The sequence below is a fragment of the Microbacterium marinilacus genome, from assembly GCF_019753765.1.
Taxonomy (GTDB): domain Bacteria; phylum Actinomycetota; class Actinomycetes; order Actinomycetales; family Microbacteriaceae; genus Microbacterium; species Microbacterium marinilacus.
Genome location: NZ_JAIJZW010000015.1, coordinates 1 through 17,017 on the forward strand (window position 1 = coordinate 1; position 17,017 = coordinate 17,017).

Consider the following 17,017-nt stretch of genomic DNA (forward strand, 5'->3'; position numbering starts at 1 on the left):
TCCTTGTGCTCATCGGTCGTGACACCGGCCTTGCGGCCAGAATCGACCGCGTCACGGTTCATCCAGTTCCGCAGGCACGACTCGCTGATCCCCAGATCACGCGCGGTCTGCGCGACGGGGTTGCCCTGGGCGACAAGATCCAGGGCTCGACGCCGGAACTCCGGCGGGTGGGCAGCAGGCATCTCACGGACTCCTTCCGAGACGATCATCGCCTCAAAGCTGGCGTCCGGAAAAGCGGGTCAGGCTCCGTCGAGCTAGTTGTTCTTCCCTATGAGGTTGTGAACGTCTTCCCTATGAGGTTGTGAACGCGGGAGGCGGGCGTTGAGCCGCCGATGCCGGTGTGGGGTCGGTGGTGATTGTAGTGATGCAGCCACGCCGGATAGGCCGCGACTCGGGCGGCCTCGGATGCGTATGTCTCTGAGTAGGCCCATTCGGCGGCGAGGGTTCGGTTGAAGCGTTCGACCTTCCCGTTCGTCTGCGGCCGGTAGGGCCTCGTGCGACGGTGCTTGACGTGGTCGCCGAGCGCGGCCGCGAAGTCTCTCGAGCGATAGCAGGAGCCGTTGTCGGTCATCACCGCGGCGACGACGATGTTCTGCTCGGCGAAGAAGTCGCGAGCCCGGATCCAGAAGCCGGCGGCGGTTTCTTTGCGTTCGTCGTTGAGGATCTCGGAGTAGGCGAGCCGGGAATGGTCATCGACCGCGTGATGCAAGAACGCATAGCCGAGGCCGCGGCGGCCGTTGTTGCGGCGCCCGATCGTGAGGCCGAGCTTCTTCCATCCGCCGCCGTTGGGGATGCGGCCGAGCTTCTTGATGTCGACGTGGACCAGCTCGCCCGGGGCAGCGGCCTCGTAACGGTTCGCCGCGGGCTTGCGCACTCGAAGCCCGGTGCTCTGGTCGACGTGCGACAGTAGCGGCATCCGACAGCGAGCGATGACTCGGCCGACGCTGGAGCGCGGAACGCCGAGGTGGTAGCTGATGCGATGCGGACCCCAGCGGCGTGTGAATCGCAACGCAACGATCCGTCGCTCCAGCCGCGTGGACAATCGCGACGGCATCGAGTTCGGCCGCGAGCTGCGGTCGGTCATCGGCAGTCCCGCCCGGAACCGGCGAGCCCATCGAGACGCGGTCGCTGGCGAGCACTGGAACCGTTCTGCCGCGCGCCGCACCGGCCAACCATCGACGACGATCAGCCTGGCGAGACGAGTTCTGCCCTCGGGAGTGAAGGGCGCATTAGCGTGAGTCACGAAGACCTCCGTGTGACGATGCGAGTGTGGTAACCCACATCGTTCCCGGAGGTCTTCGCTTACCTCACGTGATCACCGGGGAAGAACAGCTAGTCGATGCGCTGCCCTGAGCCGTCGCCTCGACCCAACGAGCGAGAACCCAGATCTCGCCATCTACGAGATAAGCCTGACCGCAGGAACGACCCGCGAGGTTCTCCGAAGCCCCGGTTTCGGAGCGTTGCTCAGCACAGACCTCATCGCCAGGGACTTCGTCGTCATCGGCTGATCCAGAGTGACGTCTCATCGCGTTGCCCCGGCGAACTCGTTACGAAGCGCGGACGCTCCGCGGCCGGAGCGGTCCACGCGCATGCGGAAGCCGACGGTACCGTGCAAAATGCGCTCGGCGGTTGAGATATGCGGTGAGGTCGCCCATCAGGTCGGGCACGCGCTCGGGTGTTGGACCGGATGTGCAGCGCACCTCGAGGCCAGTGGGTCGCTCCCGTTGATCCCGTTCGCGATTCTCCCCCTCCAAACTCGCATCTAAGGCATTAGATGCGAGTTTGGAGGGGGAGAATCGTGCTGCCGACCGGAGGACGCGTCTCCGCCGGAGCCCTCGTCGCGCCGTCCGTGTACCCCCGTCTCGGGGCTAGGACGCTCCGCGGCCGTGGAGGTCGCGCATCCAGGCCGCCAGGCGGGGGTTCTGGTAGGGGCCCGGGCCCTCCAGGGCCGCGACGACACGGTCGACGACCTCGACGGGCTTGTCCTGGCTCATCTTGTCCTTCGCGACGAAGCGGTCCACGCGCATGCGGAAGCCCACGGTGCCGTGCACGATGCGCTCGGCGTACTCGACGTTCAGCTCGTCGCGGCGCATCCGGAACGGCTCCGGCAACGGCTGCTCGAAGTGGTCGACGAGCCGCTCCAGCACCGCCAGGTTCTCGTCGTCGCTCAGCACCTCGGGCGTCCCGTAGGCGTGCACGACGGCGAAGTTCCACGTCGGCACGGCCGGGCTCACGCCGTACCAGCCGGGCGAGACGTAGCCGTACGGGCCCTCGAAGATCACGAGCAGCTCCCGCGCCCCGAGGCCGTGGAGCCGCTCATCGGGGCGGCCCACGTGGCTCACCACGCTGATGCCGTCGGCGTCCTCCTCCAGCAGGAACGGGTAGTGCGAGGCGACGACGCCGTCGTCCGTCGCGCTGATCATCGTCGCCCACGGCGAGACGCGGATGACCTCCTTCACGCGCTCGACGTCGGTCAGGGAGTAGTCGGGGTTCTCACGCACGGGCTGCTCGCTTCGCGGTGCGGACGATCGCCGCGGCGTACTCGGGCCAGAGCTCGCGGACCAGCACATGGCCCATCCCCGCGTAGACCTGCAGCTCGGAGCCCTCGATCGCGAGCGCCGTGTCGACGGCGGCGCGCCAGGCGCACGTCTGGTCGTCGCGTCCGTGCAGCACGAGCACCGGCAGCCGCAGGCCGCGCAGCCGGTCGAGTCGCTCGGTCGCGCGCGCCAGCGCCGCCCACTGCCTCGGGAAGCCGTCGGGCCAGTAGCCGCGGTCGTACGCCAGGCCCGCCAGCCCGCGCGCCGTCTCCTCGTCGAAGGGGTAGACCGAGCCCGCGTAGTGGGACTGCATCGCGACGGCGCCCTCCACGACCTCCTCGCGGGAGTACCGCACCTGGGGCCGCGTGAAGACGTCGGGGATGCCGGGCGAGACCACCCAGGCGGGGTCGTGACCCGGGATCGCCGAGGCGAACACCGCGCTGAGCACGCGGTCGGCGTGGTCCAGCGCCAGCACCTGGGCGACGATGCCGCCCATCGAGTGGCCGACGACGTGCGCGGCCGCGATCCCCTCGCTGTCGAGCACGCGCAGCACGTCGAGCGCCAGGTCCTCGATGTCGTAGCCGCCGTCCAGGTCCTCCGGGCCCCCGAAGCGCTGCGACAGGCCGGTGTCACGGTTGTCGAACCGCACCACCCGGTAGCCGGCGGCGACGAGCGACTCGCAGAACGGGTCCTGCCAGGCGATCAGCTGGGCGCCACCGCCGGCGATCAGCACGATCGCCTCGTCGTCCGGAGAGCCGAGCGTCTCGTACCAGATCTTGATGTCGTCGGTCGTGGTGTAAGGCATCGCGTGCTCCCGTGGGCGGGTCGGAGGTGATGAGTCAAGGATCTCAGCCCGGCGGCGTCCGCGTCGCGGAAGGACGACACAGGATCCGGGCTCCGGATTGGGGTGGGGGACCAGCGCCCCCGACGTCAGGGCGTCAGGGTCCCCTCCAGGCGACGCCAGGCGAGCTCGGCGAGCGTGGCCGCCTGCAGCCCCAGCACCCCGTCGTCGAACAGCGTGCGCTCGGAGTGCATGGGCGCCGGGTCCGAGACGCCCTCCGGGCACGCGCCGAGGAACAGCAGCGTCCCCGGCACCTCCTCCAGGACGTACGCGAAGTCCTCCGACGCCATCGACGGCGCCGGCATCCGCGTCACCCGGCCGGTGCCGTGCCGCTGCTCGAGAAGCGAGAGCACGCCCTCGGTCTCGTGCGGGTCGTTGTGCGTCACGGGGTACGAGTCGACGAACTCGGTCTCGGCGCGGCAGCCGTGCACGGCGGCGACCCGCTCGACGAGGGCGGGTAGCTCGGCGCGCAGGAGCTGCAGCGTCTCGCGCGCCAGCGTGCGGATGTTCAGGGCGATGTCCACGCGACCCGGAAGCACGTTGGGGGCCTCGGAGTCGGAGGCGATCCGCACGACCGAGACCACGGCCGGGCTCGCGACGGGCACCCTGCGCGCGACGAACGTCTGCAGGGCGAGCACCGTCTCGGCCGCCGCCGGCACCGGGTCGGTCGCCAGGTGCGGGAACGCGGCGTGCCCGCCGGCGCCGACGATGGACAGCCGCATGCCGCTCGCGCTGGCCATGATCGGGCCCGGCCGGCTCACGAACTGCCCGAGGGGCGTGGTGCTGTCGACGTGGATCGCGTAGGCGGCGACGGGACGCTCGCCCGCCGCGTCGAGCACGCCCTCGTCGATCATCGCCCGACCGCCGGCGTGGCCCTCCTCGCCGGGCTGGAACATGAACACCACCGTGCCCGGCAGCTCGGCGCGGCGCTCGGTGAGCAGCCGCGCGGCGCCCACCAGGCCGGCGACGTGCAGGTCGTGCCCGCAGGCGTGCATCGTGCCGTCCACGGCCGCGAAGTCCAGGCCCGTCGCCTCGGCGATCGGGAGCCCGTCCATGTCGGCGCGCAGCAGCACGACCGGTCCGGGCCGGCCGCCGCGCAGCACCGCGGTGACCGACGACAGCCCGGTTCCCGTCGTGACCTCGAGACCGAGACCGTCGAGTGCGTCGAGCACCGCCCGCTGCGTCTCCGGCAGGTCGAGCCCGAGCTCGGGGCGGGCGTGGATGCGGCGGCGCAGGGCGACGATGTCGTCGAGGACGGCGTCGCTCACCGCCGGCGTCCTGGAGGAGGGGGTCGCCGAGGAGGAAGAGGACATGGAGCTCCGATCTGCACGTCGCCGCGCACACGGCGGATCGCACCGCGAGACGCGGCGCTCGTTCCACCCTGCCCGTCGGCGCTCGGACGGCGGTTGTGCCCCGGGCACGGGAAAGCGGGGCGTCGCTGTGCCCCCGGTACCTGGGCGCGCGCACCGCGCTCGCCTAACGTCGATCGGGTGACCACCGATCTCCTGCTCCGAGGCGCGCGGCTCGGCCCCGACGCGCTGTCCGACATCCTGATCCGCGACGGCGTCGTCGCCCGCGTCGCCCCCGCGGGGTCCGTCCGCGAGCGAGCGGAGGTCGTCGACCTCGACGGCCGCATTGCGATGCCCGGACTGTGGGACGGGCACGTGCACTTCACCCAGGCCGCGATCCAGCGCAGCCGCTTCGACCTGTCGGGGGCTCGCAGCGCCGCCGACGCCCTGGCGATCGTCCGGCGGATCGTCGCGGGGAGGGCGCCGCGCCCCGACGAGGTGCTCGTGGGCTACGGGTTCCGCGACGCGCTGTGGCCCGACGAGCCGTCGCAGCGGGCGCTCGACGAGGCGGGCTCGGGCGCCGCGCTCGTGCTGGTCAGCGGCGACCTGCACACGGGCTGGATCAGCTCGGCCGCGGCCGAGCGGCTCGGACGCCATCCGGACGCGACGGGCCTGCTCAAGGAGGGCGCGTGGATCGGCACGCTCGACAGCGTCGAGGGCCTGTCCGAGCCGTCGATCGCCGACTACCGCGAGACGGCCGAGCAGGCAGCGAGCCGCGGAGTGGTCGGGATCATCGAGTACGAGGGCGCCGACAACCTGCGGGAGTGGCCCGAGCGCGTGGCGGCGGGCGTCGACTCCCTCCGCGTCGTCGCGTCGATGTGGCCGCACCGGCTCGAAGCAGCGATCGCCGCCGGCCACCGCACGGGTCAGGTGCTCGACGAGGCCGGGCTGGTCACCGTCGGGCCGCTGAAGATCGTCGTCGACGGCTCGCTGAACACGCGCACGGCCCTCTGCTGGGACCCCTATCCCCGCGCGGGAGGCGACGGCGCCGACCCGGACGCCGCGGACGCGTACGGGGTCGAGAGCGTCGACCCCGGCACGCTGCGCGCGTTGATCGAACGAGCGGTCGGGGCGGGCATCGGCCTGGCGATCCACGCGATCGGCGACCGGGCCAACACCGTGGTGCTCGACGAGTTCGAGCGCGCCAGGGCGCGCGGCGCCATCGAGCACGCGCAGCTGCTGCGCGACGAGGACCTGCCGCGCTTCGCCCGTCTCGGCGTGGTCGCCAGCGTGCAGCCCGAGCACGCCCTCGACGACCGCGACGTCGCCGACCGCATCTGGGCCGGCCGCACCGACCGCGCGTTCGCGTTCGGGTCGCTGCACGCCGCGGGGGCCGAGCTGCGCCTGGGCTCCGACGCCCCGGTGGCACCGCTCGACCCCTGGCGGGCGATCGCCGCGGCCGTGGCGCGCACCGGCGACGATCGCGAGCCGTGGCATCCCGAGCAGCGCCTGCCGCTCGACGTCGCCATCGCGGCGAGCACCATGGGACGCGACGCGATCCGCGAGGGCGACCCCGCCGACATCGCGGTGCTCGACGACGACCCGCGGACGGCCTCGATCGAGCGCCTGCGCGCGCTGCCGGTCGCCGCGACCCTCCTCGCCGGGCGACGCACCTGGTGGCGGCTCTAGCACAGGGACGGATCGCGGTGGGTGAAGTCGCCGGCGCGCATCGTCGCGGCGACCGGCATCCGGCGCAGCTCGTCGCGCCCGCACGAGAACGGGTCGCGTTCGACGACCACGAGGTCGCCCGGCGCGCCCGGCTCCACGCGCGTCCGCGCGCTCGCGGCGAGCGCGACCTGCAGGGGCAGGCGCTGCTCGGGGTGCCACGCATCGCGGGCGTCGCGGCTGCGGGCCGTGGCGGAGGCGATCGCGTGCCAGGGGTCGAGCGGCGCGACCGGGGCGTCTGAGCCCAGGCGCAGCTCGGCCCCCGCGGCGTGCAGCGAGCCGAACGCGAACGCGCGGCCGGTGCGGCCGGCCCAGTGCCTCTCGGCCACGTCGCGGTCGTCCATGGCGTGCTCCGGCTGCACGCTGGCCACGAGCCCCGCCCGCGCGAAACGCGGGAAGTCGACCGCGCGCACGAGCTGGGCGTGCTCCACCGTCCCGGGCATCCCGAGCGACTCGAACACCTCGAGCACGCGGGTGTTGGCCCGGTCGCCGATGGCGTGGACGGCCGCGGCGATGCCTCCGGCGCGGGCCCGCTCGAGCAGCCGGCGCAGCTCCGCGAACGACACGGCCTCGACGCCGCACGCGTGCGGGGCGGCAGGTTCGACCCCCGGATACGGGTCCCAGCACCAGGCCGTGCGCGTGTTCAGCGACCCGTCCACGACCACCTTCAGCGGCCCCATCCGGACGAGCCCGCGGTCCTCGAGCGGCATACCCGTGCGCAGCCCTCGGGCGAGGGCGTCGTCCAGGCCGTCGGGCCAGACCGCCGCCTCCACGCGCAGCGCGTCGACGCCCGCGGCCAGGCGCTCGGGCCACTCTTCGGGGTTCGGCGCGATCTCGAAGTCGACGATGCCGACGACCCCGCGCCGGGCAGCGCCCTCGGCGGCATCGCGGTACGCGTCGACGGGCAGCGCCGTCGTCTCCTCGAAGCGCCGCAGCGCCGCGGTCCACTCCCCCTCGCGCACGACGCCGGTCGCGTCGGGCACCACGCCGAGACGGGCCGCGCCGAGGGAGCTCATCCACCCGCTGTGCAGGTCTCCGTTGATCAGCACGACCGGGGTCTCGGGGAACGCGTCGTCCAGCGCCCGCAGAGTGGTCGGTTCCGACCAGACGCCGTCGCGGTAGCCGTAGCCGAAGACCACGCCGTCGATGGACGGGAAGCCGGCGGCGAGCGCCCGCCGCACCGTCGCGATCGCGTCGGCGGCGCCCGTCGTGCCTGCCAGGTCGATGCGGCGCCGGGTGACCGCCCACTGCGTGAAGTGCACGTGGGCGTCCCAGAGCCCCGGGCCCACCCAGCGCCCGTCGAGCTGGATGCGGTCGCCGCGGGACGGGGCCGAGCCGGCGGGTGCGACGCTCTCGATGAGGCCACCCCTCACGACGACGTCGACCGGCTCTCCGCCGTACGGCCGCGCCGAGAGCAGGGTGATCGGCCCGGTGGCGTCACTCATCGCCGCCCTCCCCGGCGCGCGCGCCCAGGCGCACCGCGCCGCGGAAGCCGTCGTCCTCCAGCGCGGACATCGCGTCGAGCCGCGTGTCGGGCACGGGCAGCAGGTGCGCGTCGACCCAGGTCTCGCCGGCCGCGACGTGCGTCCACGGGTCGTCGATGACGACGACGCCCGGGCCCGCGGCGTGGCAGAGCACCCAGTGCGGCACGTCCAGCCCCTGCATGACGCCGAGCGAGATGAGCAGCAGCACCCTCTCGCCGGCGTCGACGGCGTCGCGGATCGCGCCGATGGTCAGGCGGCGCGCGTCGATCGGCACGCCGAGCCCCGCGGCGTCGGCACGCGACACCCGCTGCAGCACCGCCCGCCACTCGCGCTCGGGCTCCGGGTACGCCGCGAGCACCACGGGCCGGTCGACGTCGAGGCAGATCGTCACCTCCGAGCCGGGCCACGTGCGCCGCACGGCGACGCCCAGGCCGACGGGCTCGCACGCGGGGAAGTTCGTCGCGCCGCGCCACAGCGACAGCTCGGCGTCGCGCGTGAGGTCCTCCCGCGCCCCGGTGCCGGTCCGGGCCTGCGCGACGAGGGCGACGACGGCCCCGCACGAGAAGTCCGTGCTCTGGCGGTAGTACGGCGGCTCGGCCACGGGGTCGCCGGCGAGCCACCGCACGTATCCGGCGGTGGGCGCGCTGTCGGCGCCGCCGACGGGGCCCGAGGGGATCGCGGGTGCCAGCGGGACGAAGCCCGCGGCCTCCGCGTCGGCTGGAGACGCCGTCCAGCCCTCCCACTTGACCTGCACGGCGCCGATGCGACGCGCGTGCTCGATCACGGCGGCGACCGCGGCGGCCGTGTCGCCCACGGCGTCGACGATCTTCACGTAGGCGGTGCCCGGCCGCGCGGTGACCAGGGCCGCCGCCGACCACTCCCCTTCCTCCGGGCCCGGCACCCCGACCAGCCGGGGCTCGTGCACGGCGCGGTCCGTCCCCGCCCAGCGCTCCTGCACGCCGGCCGGTGCGAGACGGCGCACGACATCGGGCAGGGCGTCGCGATCGAACGGGACGACCTCGACGCCGATGCCCCCGAGAGACGCAGGTCCGGAGGCGGTGGCAGTTCCGGAGACGGTGGCAGGGTGCGCGGCTACGCGGCGTGATGACATTCGACGCTCCTCGTGGGGCTCAGACGGACGACGGGCGGCGCCTCGTGTGCGCAGACGTCCGTCGCGATGGGGCAGCGGGTGCGGAAGCGGCACCCGCTGGGCGGCGCGAGCGGCGACGGCGGCTCGCCGCCGAGCACGACGCGCTCGCGGGCGACCCGAGGATCGGGCACGGGGGACGCCGCGATGAGCGCCCGCGTGTAGGGATGCCGCGGGTCCTCGAACACCTCGTCGACGTCGCCGGTCTCCACGATGCGCCCCAGGTACATCACACCGACGCGCTGGGAGACGTGGCGCACGATCGGCAGGCCGTGCGCGATGAAGAGGTACGCCAGGCCCATCCGCTCGCGGAGCTCGGCGAAGAGGTTCGCGATCTGGGCCTGGACCGATACGTCGAGCGCCGACACGGCCTCGTCCGCGAGCACGAGCCGTGGCTCGAGCGCGATGGCGCGGGCGATGCTGACGCGCTGCCGCTGCCCGCCGGACAGGGCCCGTGGCCGCGCGGCGCGGCGCGACGGGTCGAGCCCGACGGCACGGAAGAGCTCGTCCACGCGGTCGTCGAGCTCGCTTCCGCGCAGGCCCCTGATGGCGCTCAGCGGCTCGGCGACGATCGCCCCCGCGGTCATGCGGGGATTGAGCGAGCCGAGCGGATCCTGGAACACCGCCTGCATCCGCGGTCGGACGGCACGCAGCGCGGCGCCGTGCAGCGAGGTCATGTCTCGCCCCTCGAATCGCACGGTGCCGGCCGTGGGATCGGTGAGGCGCAGCGCCACGCGACCCAGCGTCGACTTCCCCGATCCGGACTCGCCGACGAGGGCGAACGTCTCGGATGGCTGGATCTCGAGGCTCACGCCGTCGACGGCGCGCAGTTCGCCGCTCGCGCGCCGCGCGCCGGGCAGCCGCACGCGGTAGTGCTTCGACACGTCCGACAGGGACAGCAGGGCGTCGCCGCTCATGGCGTCGCCCCCGCCACGTCGGGCGTCTTCACGCCGATCGGGTTCCAGCATGCGTAGCGTCGTCCCCTCTCCTGTGTCAGCGCCGGGTCCTCCTCGCGGCAGCGGTCGTCGGCGAGCTCGCAGCGCGGGCTGAAGGGGCACCCGCGCGGCCGGTGGGCCGGATCGGGCACCATCCCGGGGATCGCCGAGAGCCTGGCCGCGCGCTCGCCCGTCATCGGCGGGATGCAGGCGAGCAGCCCGCGGGTGTACGGATGCCGGGCGTCGAAGAACGCCTCGCCGGGCGACGCCTCCTCGACCACGCGGCCGGAGTACATCATCACGACGCGGTCGGCGACCTCCGCCGCCACCCCCATGTCGTGGGTGACGAGCAGGACCGCCATCCCGCGTTCGGCGCGCAGCCGGTCGATCAGCTCGAGGATCTGCGCCTGCACGGTGACGTCGAGGGCCGTCGTCGGCTCGTCGGCGATCAGGAGGTCGGGCTCGCAGGCGAGCGCGGAGGCGATCATCACCCGCTGGCACATGCCGCCGGACAGCTCGTGGGGATGGCTTCGCAGCACGCGCTCGCCGTCGTGGATGCCGACGTCGGCGAGCAGGCGCAGCATCCGCGCGCGGCGCTCCGCCCGCGGCAGCCGCCCGTGCCGGCGGCGCAGCGACTCGGCGAGCTGCGACTCGATCGTGAACAGGGGGTCGAGGGAGCTCATGGGCTCCTGGAAGACCATGGCGAGCTCGCGCCCGCGCAGGGCCGCCGCCCGAGCGGGGCCGTCGATCGACTCTCCCGCGAAGCGCATGCGCAGGTCGACGGCGAGCGATCGGTCGAGCTGGGTGAGCCCCATGATCGTGCGTGCGGTGACCGACTTCCCCGAGCCGGACTCGCCGACCAGGCACACGATCTCGCCGCGTCCGACGTCGAGCGAGACGTCGTCCACGAGAGCGGGGCCGTGCTCGCCGCCGCGCGTGAGCCGGACGGTGAGTCCTTCGACGGACAGCAGGGGCTCGGGGTCGCGTGCGACGGCGGTCATGCCCGTGTCCTCTCGCGCAGCCAGTCGCCGACCAGGCCGACCGAAACGACCGTGAGGGAGATGACGGCGCCGGCGAACACCGACACCCACCACGACTGCCGCAGGAAGGCCTGTCCCGAGGCGAGCAGCTGCCCCCAGTCGGGCACGTCGAGCCGCGGCCCGAGGCCGAGGAAGCTGAGCGCGGCGGCGGCGAGGATCGCCTCGCCCACCGCGATGGTGGCGAGCGCCGCCACGGGGGCCGCGGCGTTGGGCAGCACGTGCCGCATCAGGATCCGGGCGGGCGAGATGCCGGTCGCCCGCGCCGCCTCGACGTACAGGCGCGTCCGGGTCGAGATGACCTCGCCGCGCATCAGGCGTGCGAAACCGGCGATCGAGGCGACGCCGACCGAGACGATGAGCACGCCGACCGACGGCCCCGCCGCCGCGGTGATCAGCAGCGCGAGCAGCACGCCGGGCAGCGCCATCATGACGTCCAGCACGCGCCCGATCAGAGCGTCGACGACCCCGCCGGCGTAGCCCGCGACCAGCCCGATGAGGCTTCCCGCGACGACGGCGAGCGCGGTGGCGGCGACGCCGATCGTCAGCGCCGTGCGGGCGCCGTGGACGAGCAGCACGTAGACGGAACGGCCGTACTGCTCCGTGCCGAGCACCGCGTCCGGTCCCGGCGCCCGCAGCACCTCCGTGGGGTGCAGCTGCACGGGGTCGCCCGGTGCCAGCACGGCCGGCGCCACGGCCGCGAGCACGACGAGGGCGAGCCACAGCAGCGACAGCCCCACCAGCACGCCGTTCAGCCGGATGCGCCGCGACCAGCCGCGCGACGCCGACACGACGCCGGAGAACGCGCCCGTCCCGGCGGCGGCCAGGCCCGTCATGCCGGCACCCTCGCGAACGCCGCCCGGGGCTCCGGCAGCGCGAAGCGCAGACCGCGCGCCACGACGAGCCGCGGCGCGCGCAGCACGGACAGGTCGACGGTGGGATCCCCGTCGACGGCGATGAGGTCGGCCGACAGCCCGGCGGCGAGACGTCCCGTGACGCCGGACAGCCCGAGCGCGTCGGCCGCGCGGCTCGTGGCGGCGACCAGCACCTCCCGCGGCGGCAGGCCCGCCTGCGCGAGCGCCTCGAGCCCGGCGGCGTAGTCGCCGTGCGGGGTGTGCGCGATCCCGGCATCCGTGCTCGCGATGATCTTGGCACCGCGCCGGTAGAGCTCCGCGACGGCCGGCTCCCACCCCTCGGCGGCCATCTTGGCGCGCACGTCGACGTTCATCGTGGGCGAGACGTAGCTGGGCGATGCGGCGATGGCGTCCACGAGCCGGGGGTCGAGCTCGCTGCCGCCGTCCGGGGACGTGAACGAGCAGTGCTCGAGGGTGTCGACGCCCGCCGCCAGCGCGGCGCGGATGCCCTCGACGCCGTGGCAGTGCGCGGCCACCTGCTTGCCCAGCCGATGCGCCTCCCCCACGATCGCCGCGAGCTGGCCGTCGGTGAACTGCGTGTGCCACGGAGCGGATCCGGGCGTCATGTACCCGCCCGTCGACATCACCTTGATGAGGTCCACTCCCCTCTTGTGATGCCGGCGCACCGCCTTTCGCGCCTCGCCCTCGTCGTCGACCTCGCCGCCCATGAACCAGCAGTGCCCGCCGGTCACGGTGAGGGGCGCCCCCGCGGTGAGCAGCCGGGGCCCCTCGGCGGTGCCGTCCTCGATCGCCCGCCGGACGGCGACGTCCAGATAGCCGCGCGCCCCGAGGTCTCGGGCCGTGGTGACGCCGGCCCCCAGCAGCTCGCGGGCGCTGCGCAGCATGAGCATCGCCTGCTCGACGTCGCTCTCGCGCCTCATGCGGCCGACCGGGTCGTCGCCGCCGTCGAAGCCGAGATGGACGTGCGCGTCGATCAGGCCGGGCATCAGCGTGACGTCGCCGAGTTCCTCGCGCACGACGTCGTCTGCGATCGCGGCGTCGTACTCGCTCATCGGGCCGGCCCAGGCGATGAGGCCGTCGCGCACCAGCACCCCGCCGTTGCCGACCACGCTCACGGGGTCGGTGTGGAGGAGGCGGTCTGCGACGTACAGGGTCGGCGTGGCCGTTGGATGCATTCTCGGGGGACTCCTTCTCTGGCCTGTTCGGCTTCCGGCCTGTGCGGCTTCTGCCCTAGCGCGACGCGGCCGACGACGGCCGGACGCGCGGGTCGACGATCGCGTACGAGACGTCGACGACGACGTTGACGGCGATGTAGATCACGGCGATGACGAGCACGATCCCCTGGATCACGGGGAAGTCGCTCGTGGCGATCGCCTGGGTGAGGAGGTGGCCGAGCCCCTGCCGGGCGAACACCGACTCGACGATCACGGCGCCCGCCAGCAGCGCCCCGATCTGCAGGCCCAGGATGGTGATCGCGGGGCTGACGGCGTTGCGGAGCACGTGCTTGACCAGCACGACCCGACGCGGCACGCCCTTGGCCACGAGGGCCGAGACGAAGTTCTCGCCCATCACCTCGAGCATGTTGTTGCGCACCAGCCGGCCGACGACGCCCGCGGCCGACATCCCGAGCGCGACCGCGGGCAGGATCAGCCTCTCGATCCCGCCGGTGCCAGTGGCCGGCAGCAGCCTCAGCTGGAACGAGACGACCATGATGAGCATCAGCCCGATCCAGAACGCCGGCATGGAGGTGCCGAGCAGGCTGAAGACGCGGATCGCCGCGTCGGCGGGCGAGCGCGGGAACGCCGCGGCGACCGCCCCGAGCGCGATGCCGACGACCGCGGTGAACAGCGCCGCGGCGAGCGCCAGCTCGAGCGTGGGGAGGAGCTGCTGGGCGATCATCGCCGTGACGTCCTGGCGGGTCGCGTAGGAGGTGCCGAGGTCTCCGCGCACCAGGCCGACGAGGAAGGCCAGGTACTGCACGAGCAGCGGGCGCTCGAGGCCGAACTGCTCGCGCAGCTCCTGGATGCGCTCGGTGGTCGCGGGCGATCCCTGCAGCATGGCGGTGACCGGGTCGCCCGGCACGAGGCGCAGGATCAGGAAGACGACGGCGGTGACGCCGAGCAGCGTCGGGATCGCGGCGAGCGCGCGCTTGCCGATGACGGTGAGCACGGGGCCCTCCTTCCGGGGCGGGGAGGGCGGGACGGCCGCCCTCCCCGCCGCTCTCACTCGGACAGATAGGCGTCGTAGAACGCCGGGTAGGCGGCGGCGTCGAAGTCGATGCCGTGCAGCGAGGTGCTCGTCGCGACCCGGAAGGACAGCACGTAGACCGGGATCGAGTACGCCTCGTCGATCACCGCGTGCTGGATCTCGCCGTAGAGCGCGTCGCGCTCGGCGCCGGGCGGGAGCTGCTCGGCCTGCGCGAGCTGGTCGTCGAGCGCGTCGATCTTCGCCATGCCGAAGTACGACGCCGAGCTGTAGATCGTGCCGAGGATCACCGGGTCGACGGCGACGAAGCTCGTGGTCACGATATCGTAGTCGCCCGCCGCATAGACCTCGGCGACCTGAGCCGTGGTGTTGATCTCCAGCTCGACGCCGATCTCCGCGAGGTTCTGACGCAGGAACTCCGTCAGCTCGGTGCGGCTGTCGTAGCTCGGCGAGCCGAGCAAGGCGGACAGGCTCAGTCGCTGACCGTCCTTCTCGCGGATCCCGTCGTCGCCGGGGATCCACCCCGCCTCGGTCAGGTCGGCCGCCGCCTGCTCGGGGTCGTAGGCGACCGGCTCGACCGTCTCGTCGTACCCCGCCGTGGTCGGCGACAGCGGCGACGTCGCGCGCTCGTAGGTGCCGAAGTACGTCGCCAGCAGCGCCGAGTCGATGTCGAGCCCCGCGGTGATCGCGCGGCGGACGGCCGCGTCCGCCAGCAGCGGGCGGGTCGTGTTGAAGAAGTACTGGAACGTCGCTCCCGACTGCTTCTGGTCGTGGTACGCGAGGGTGTCGTCCTCCTCGACCCCGGCGACCTCCTGGGCGGGGACGTCGCCGATCGCCTGCACGTCGCCGTTGCGGAGCGAGCCGAGGCGCACGGTCGCGTCGGTGATGACCTGGAACCTCAGCTCGTCGAGATAGGCGGCGCCGTCGTGCCCGGCGCTCTCGGGCGCCCAGTCGTAGTCGTCGTTGCGCTCGAGCACCAGCTCGCTGTCGGCGGCGTAGGAGACGAAGCGGAACGGCCCGGTGCCGACGGGCTGCGTGCCGAACCCCTCGATGCCGGACTCCTCGGCCGCCGTCGGCGAGACGATCCCGAGGAACGGGGTGGAGAGGTTCGCGAGCAGTGGCGTGTACGGCGCCGACAGCGTCACCACAGCCGTCGTCGCGTCGGGCGCCTCGCACGACTCGTACGGGCCGATCAGCGAGATGGCGTACAGCGACGCGGTCTCCGGCGCGACGATCCGGTCGAGGTTGTAGCAGACGGCCTCGGCGTCGAACGCGGTGCCGTCGTGGAACGAGACGTCGTCTCGCAGCGTGAAGGTGTAGGCGAGCCCGTCGTCGCTCACCTCCCAGGCCGAGGCGAGCCAGGGCACGATCTCGCCATCGGCGTCGAGGTCGACGAGCGAGTCGAAGACCTGGCGGATGGCGCGCGCATCGGGCGCCGATGCCGTGATGTTGGGGTCGAAGCTGCCGAACGTGGTCGAGACCGCGAACGTGGCGCTGCCGCCGCTCGCGGGCGTCGCGGAGGCGGCGTCGCCCGGCGCTTCGCCGCCGGCGCATCCTGCCAGTGCCGTCCCGGCGGCGGTCAGCATCGCGGCTGCCGCCAGGCGTCGTCGTGAGGTGGACATGACTCTCCTTGGGTCGTGGCCGTCCGGCCGGCCGGTGGGGAGGCCGGTCGCAGCGAGCGGGGACTCGGTGCGGATGCGGGCGGCGGGAGAACGATGGGGTGGGGAGTTCCCAGAATCAGCGTCGGGGTGGGATCCGGTGGAATAATCGGCGCGAAGTGCACGAGAAGGCGCCCTACGGCTTCTCACGTGCATGATCCGAACCCGTGCCATGACGGACGGGCGAAGCCGGGAGGCCCGCATGATCCTCGACGAACTCGACTTCCAGCTCGTCAACGCGCTGCAGATCGCGCCGCGGGCACCGTGGGCGACGCTCGCGCCCGCCCTGCGCACCGACGCGTCGACGCTGTCGCGACGCTGGGCGCGGCTGACGGAGGCGGGCATCGCGTGGACGACGTGCTACGTGCTGCCGCAGCGGATGCAGGCGTACTCCGCCCTGGGCGAGCGGCTCCGCTCGAGCTACGCCTCCATCGAGATCCGCTGCGAGGCGGGGCGACGGGCAGAGGTCATCGACGCCCTCGCCCGCAAGCCCGAGGTGATCAACATCGAGTGCACCTCGGGTTCCCGCGACCTCTCGCTCAACGTGGCGTCGGCCGCACCGGGCGAGATCGACGACTACGTGGACACGCAGATCGCCCCGCTTCCCGGCGTCATCTCCACCAACACGCGGTTCGTGCGCATCATGTACCGCGAGGGCTCCGAGTACGACCTGAACGCGCTCCGACCCGCCCAGCGCGTCGGCGTCGACGAGATCCGGCGCACCGAGTCGTCCGTCGTCGAGAGCGCCGAGCCGTCCTCGCTGAACGCGAGCGTCATCGCCGCGCTGCAGCCGGACGTCCGCCGGCCTGCCAGCGAGGTCGCGGACATCGTCGGCATCTCGGTCCCGCTCGCCCGGCGCGCGATCAGCCGGCTGATGCACTCCGACTGGGTGCGGATGCGGGCCGACTTCGCCCACGAGGTCGTCGGCTGGAACGCCTCGGTGAACCTCTGGGTCACCGTGCCGCAGGATGCGCTCGAGCGTCTCGCGACCGGACTCGCGCTGCTGCCGAGCGTGCGCCTGTGCGCATCGACGATCGGTCCCGCCAACCTCGTGACCTCGCTGTGGCTGCGCGAGCTCGAGGAGCTCGACGAGATCGAGCTGCACATCCGCCGCCTCGCCCCGGAGGCGCGCGTCGTCGACCGGTGGATGGTGACGCGCGTCGTCAAGCGCATGGGCACCCTGTTCGACGACGCCGGCCGGCGCCGGGGCTACGTCCCGGTGCCCCTGCCGAGCATCGGCACGAGCTGAGACCCCGCCCGCGGGTCCATGCCGGGCGGCCGCTT

15 protein-coding genes are annotated in these 17,017 nt (G+C 73.1%); 2 read left to right on the top strand and 13 right to left on the bottom strand.

Going from position 1 to position 17,017, the window contains the following annotated elements; all coding sequences use genetic code 11:
• The 5 genes from K5S26_RS17005 to K5S26_RS17025 form a co-directional block, all read right to left on the bottom strand.
• Positions 1–182, bottom strand: a 182-nt coding sequence (locus tag K5S26_RS17005; RefSeq protein ID WP_221860415.1) for a helix-turn-helix domain-containing protein, incomplete at its 3' end; no start/stop codon positions are given.
• An 86-nt stretch (positions 183–268) separates the two neighbouring features.
• Positions 269–1,243: an IS481 family transposase gene (locus K5S26_RS17010; RefSeq protein ID WP_221860417.1), complete on the bottom strand. Its 975-nt coding sequence runs from the start codon at positions 1,241–1,243 to the stop codon at positions 269–271.
• A 625-nt stretch (positions 1,244–1,868) separates the two neighbouring features.
• Positions 1,869–2,501, bottom strand: coding sequence for an FMN-binding negative transcriptional regulator (locus K5S26_RS17015; protein WP_221860418.1), 633 nt, complete (start codon positions 2,499–2,501; stop codon positions 1,869–1,871).
• Positions 2,494–3,342, bottom strand: a complete 849-nt coding sequence (locus K5S26_RS17020; protein WP_221860420.1) for an alpha/beta fold hydrolase — start codon at positions 3,340–3,342, stop codon at positions 2,494–2,496. The genes K5S26_RS17015 and K5S26_RS17020 overlap by 8 nt, the downstream gene beginning before the upstream one ends.
• 125 nt (positions 3,343–3,467) lie before the next feature.
• Positions 3,468–4,646, bottom strand: coding sequence for a M20 metallopeptidase family protein (locus tag K5S26_RS17025; protein WP_308123047.1), 1,179 nt, complete (start codon positions 4,644–4,646; stop codon positions 3,468–3,470).
• A 222-nt stretch (positions 4,647–4,868) separates the two neighbouring features.
• Here K5S26_RS17025 and K5S26_RS17030 point away from each other — a divergent pair, with 222 nt between their 5' ends.
• A complete protein-coding gene (locus K5S26_RS17030) occupies positions 4,869–6,356 on the top strand; it encodes an amidohydrolase (protein WP_221860424.1) in 1,488 nt (495 codons plus the stop codon).
• Here the strand turns inward: K5S26_RS17030 and K5S26_RS17035 are convergent.
• From K5S26_RS17035 to K5S26_RS17070, 8 genes are read right to left on the bottom strand one after another with little or no spacing between them, the layout of a single operon-like run.
• Positions 6,353–7,837, bottom strand: coding sequence for an amidohydrolase (locus K5S26_RS17035; RefSeq protein ID WP_221860426.1), 1,485 nt, complete (start codon positions 7,835–7,837; stop codon positions 6,353–6,355). The genes K5S26_RS17030 and K5S26_RS17035 overlap by 4 nt on opposite strands.
• A complete protein-coding gene (locus tag K5S26_RS17040) occupies positions 7,830–8,987 on the bottom strand; it encodes a peptidase C39 family protein (RefSeq protein WP_221860429.1) in 1,158 nt (385 codons plus the stop codon). The genes K5S26_RS17035 and K5S26_RS17040 overlap by 8 nt, the downstream gene beginning before the upstream one ends.
• The gene (locus tag K5S26_RS17045) at positions 8,969–9,940 is read right to left on the bottom strand and encodes an ABC transporter ATP-binding protein (protein ID WP_221860431.1); all 972 of its coding nucleotides are present in this window, start codon (positions 9,938–9,940) and stop codon (positions 8,969–8,971) included. Before K5S26_RS17045 ends, K5S26_RS17040 begins: the two co-directional genes overlap by 19 nt.
• Complete coding sequence (locus K5S26_RS17050) at positions 9,937–10,959, bottom strand: ABC transporter ATP-binding protein (RefSeq protein WP_221860433.1); 1,023 nt, start codon at positions 10,957–10,959, stop codon at positions 9,937–9,939. The genes K5S26_RS17045 and K5S26_RS17050 overlap by 4 nt, the downstream gene beginning before the upstream one ends.
• Entirely contained in the window at positions 10,956–11,831 is an 876-nt protein-coding gene (locus tag K5S26_RS17055) for an ABC transporter permease (protein WP_221860435.1), read from the bottom strand. The genes K5S26_RS17050 and K5S26_RS17055 overlap by 4 nt, the downstream gene beginning before the upstream one ends.
• Positions 11,828–13,045, bottom strand: coding sequence for a metal-dependent hydrolase family protein (locus tag K5S26_RS17060; RefSeq protein ID WP_221860437.1), 1,218 nt, complete (start codon positions 13,043–13,045; stop codon positions 11,828–11,830). Before K5S26_RS17060 ends, K5S26_RS17055 begins: the two co-directional genes overlap by 4 nt.
• Before the next feature lie 55 nt (positions 13,046–13,100).
• The gene (locus tag K5S26_RS17065; RefSeq protein ID WP_221860439.1) at positions 13,101–14,039 is read right to left on the bottom strand and encodes an ABC transporter permease; all 939 of its coding nucleotides are present in this window, start codon (positions 14,037–14,039) and stop codon (positions 13,101–13,103) included.
• Between the two features lie 53 nt (positions 14,040–14,092).
• The gene (locus K5S26_RS17070; RefSeq protein ID WP_221860441.1) at positions 14,093–15,697 is read right to left on the bottom strand and encodes an ABC transporter substrate-binding protein; all 1,605 of its coding nucleotides are present in this window, start codon (positions 15,695–15,697) and stop codon (positions 14,093–14,095) included.
• Positions 15,698–15,935: 238 nt separating this feature from the next.
• Here K5S26_RS17070 and K5S26_RS17075 point away from each other — a divergent pair, with 238 nt between their 5' ends.
• Positions 15,936–16,982 (top strand): Lrp/AsnC family transcriptional regulator, encoded by a 1,047-nt coding sequence (locus tag K5S26_RS17075; RefSeq protein WP_221860443.1) that lies wholly within the window; start codon positions 15,936–15,938, stop codon positions 16,980–16,982.
• Positions 16,983–17,017 lie beyond the last annotated feature (35 nt).

Bases quoted from the DNA above. Each gene is read 5' to 3' on its own strand.
- K5S26_RS17020 (WP_221860420.1), bottom strand. From the start codon at position 3,342: ATGCCTTACACCACGACCGACGACATCAAGATCTGGTACGAGACGCTC.
- K5S26_RS17035 (WP_221860426.1), bottom strand. From the start codon at position 7,837: ATGAGTGACGCCACCGGGCCGATCACCCTGCTCTCGGCGCGGCCGTAC.
- K5S26_RS17040 (WP_221860429.1), bottom strand. From the start codon at position 8,987: ATGTCATCACGCCGCGTAGCCGCGCACCCTGCCACCGTCTCCGGAACT.
- K5S26_RS17045 (WP_221860431.1), bottom strand. From the start codon at position 9,940: ATGAGCGGCGACGCCCTGCTGTCCCTGTCGGACGTGTCGAAGCACTAC.
- K5S26_RS17050 (WP_221860433.1), bottom strand. From the start codon at position 10,959: ATGACCGCCGTCGCACGCGACCCCGAGCCCCTGCTGTCCGTCGAAGGA.
- K5S26_RS17055 (WP_221860435.1), bottom strand. From the start codon at position 11,831: ATGACGGGCCTGGCCGCCGCCGGGACGGGCGCGTTCTCCGGCGTCGTG.
- K5S26_RS17060 (WP_221860437.1), bottom strand. From the start codon at position 13,045: ATGCATCCAACGGCCACGCCGACCCTGTACGTCGCAGACCGCCTCCTC.
- K5S26_RS17070 (WP_221860441.1), bottom strand. From the start codon at position 15,697: ATGTCCACCTCACGACGACGCCTGGCGGCAGCCGCGATGCTGACCGCC.
- K5S26_RS17075 (WP_221860443.1), top strand. From the start codon at position 15,936: ATGATCCTCGACGAACTCGACTTCCAGCTCGTCAACGCGCTGCAGATC.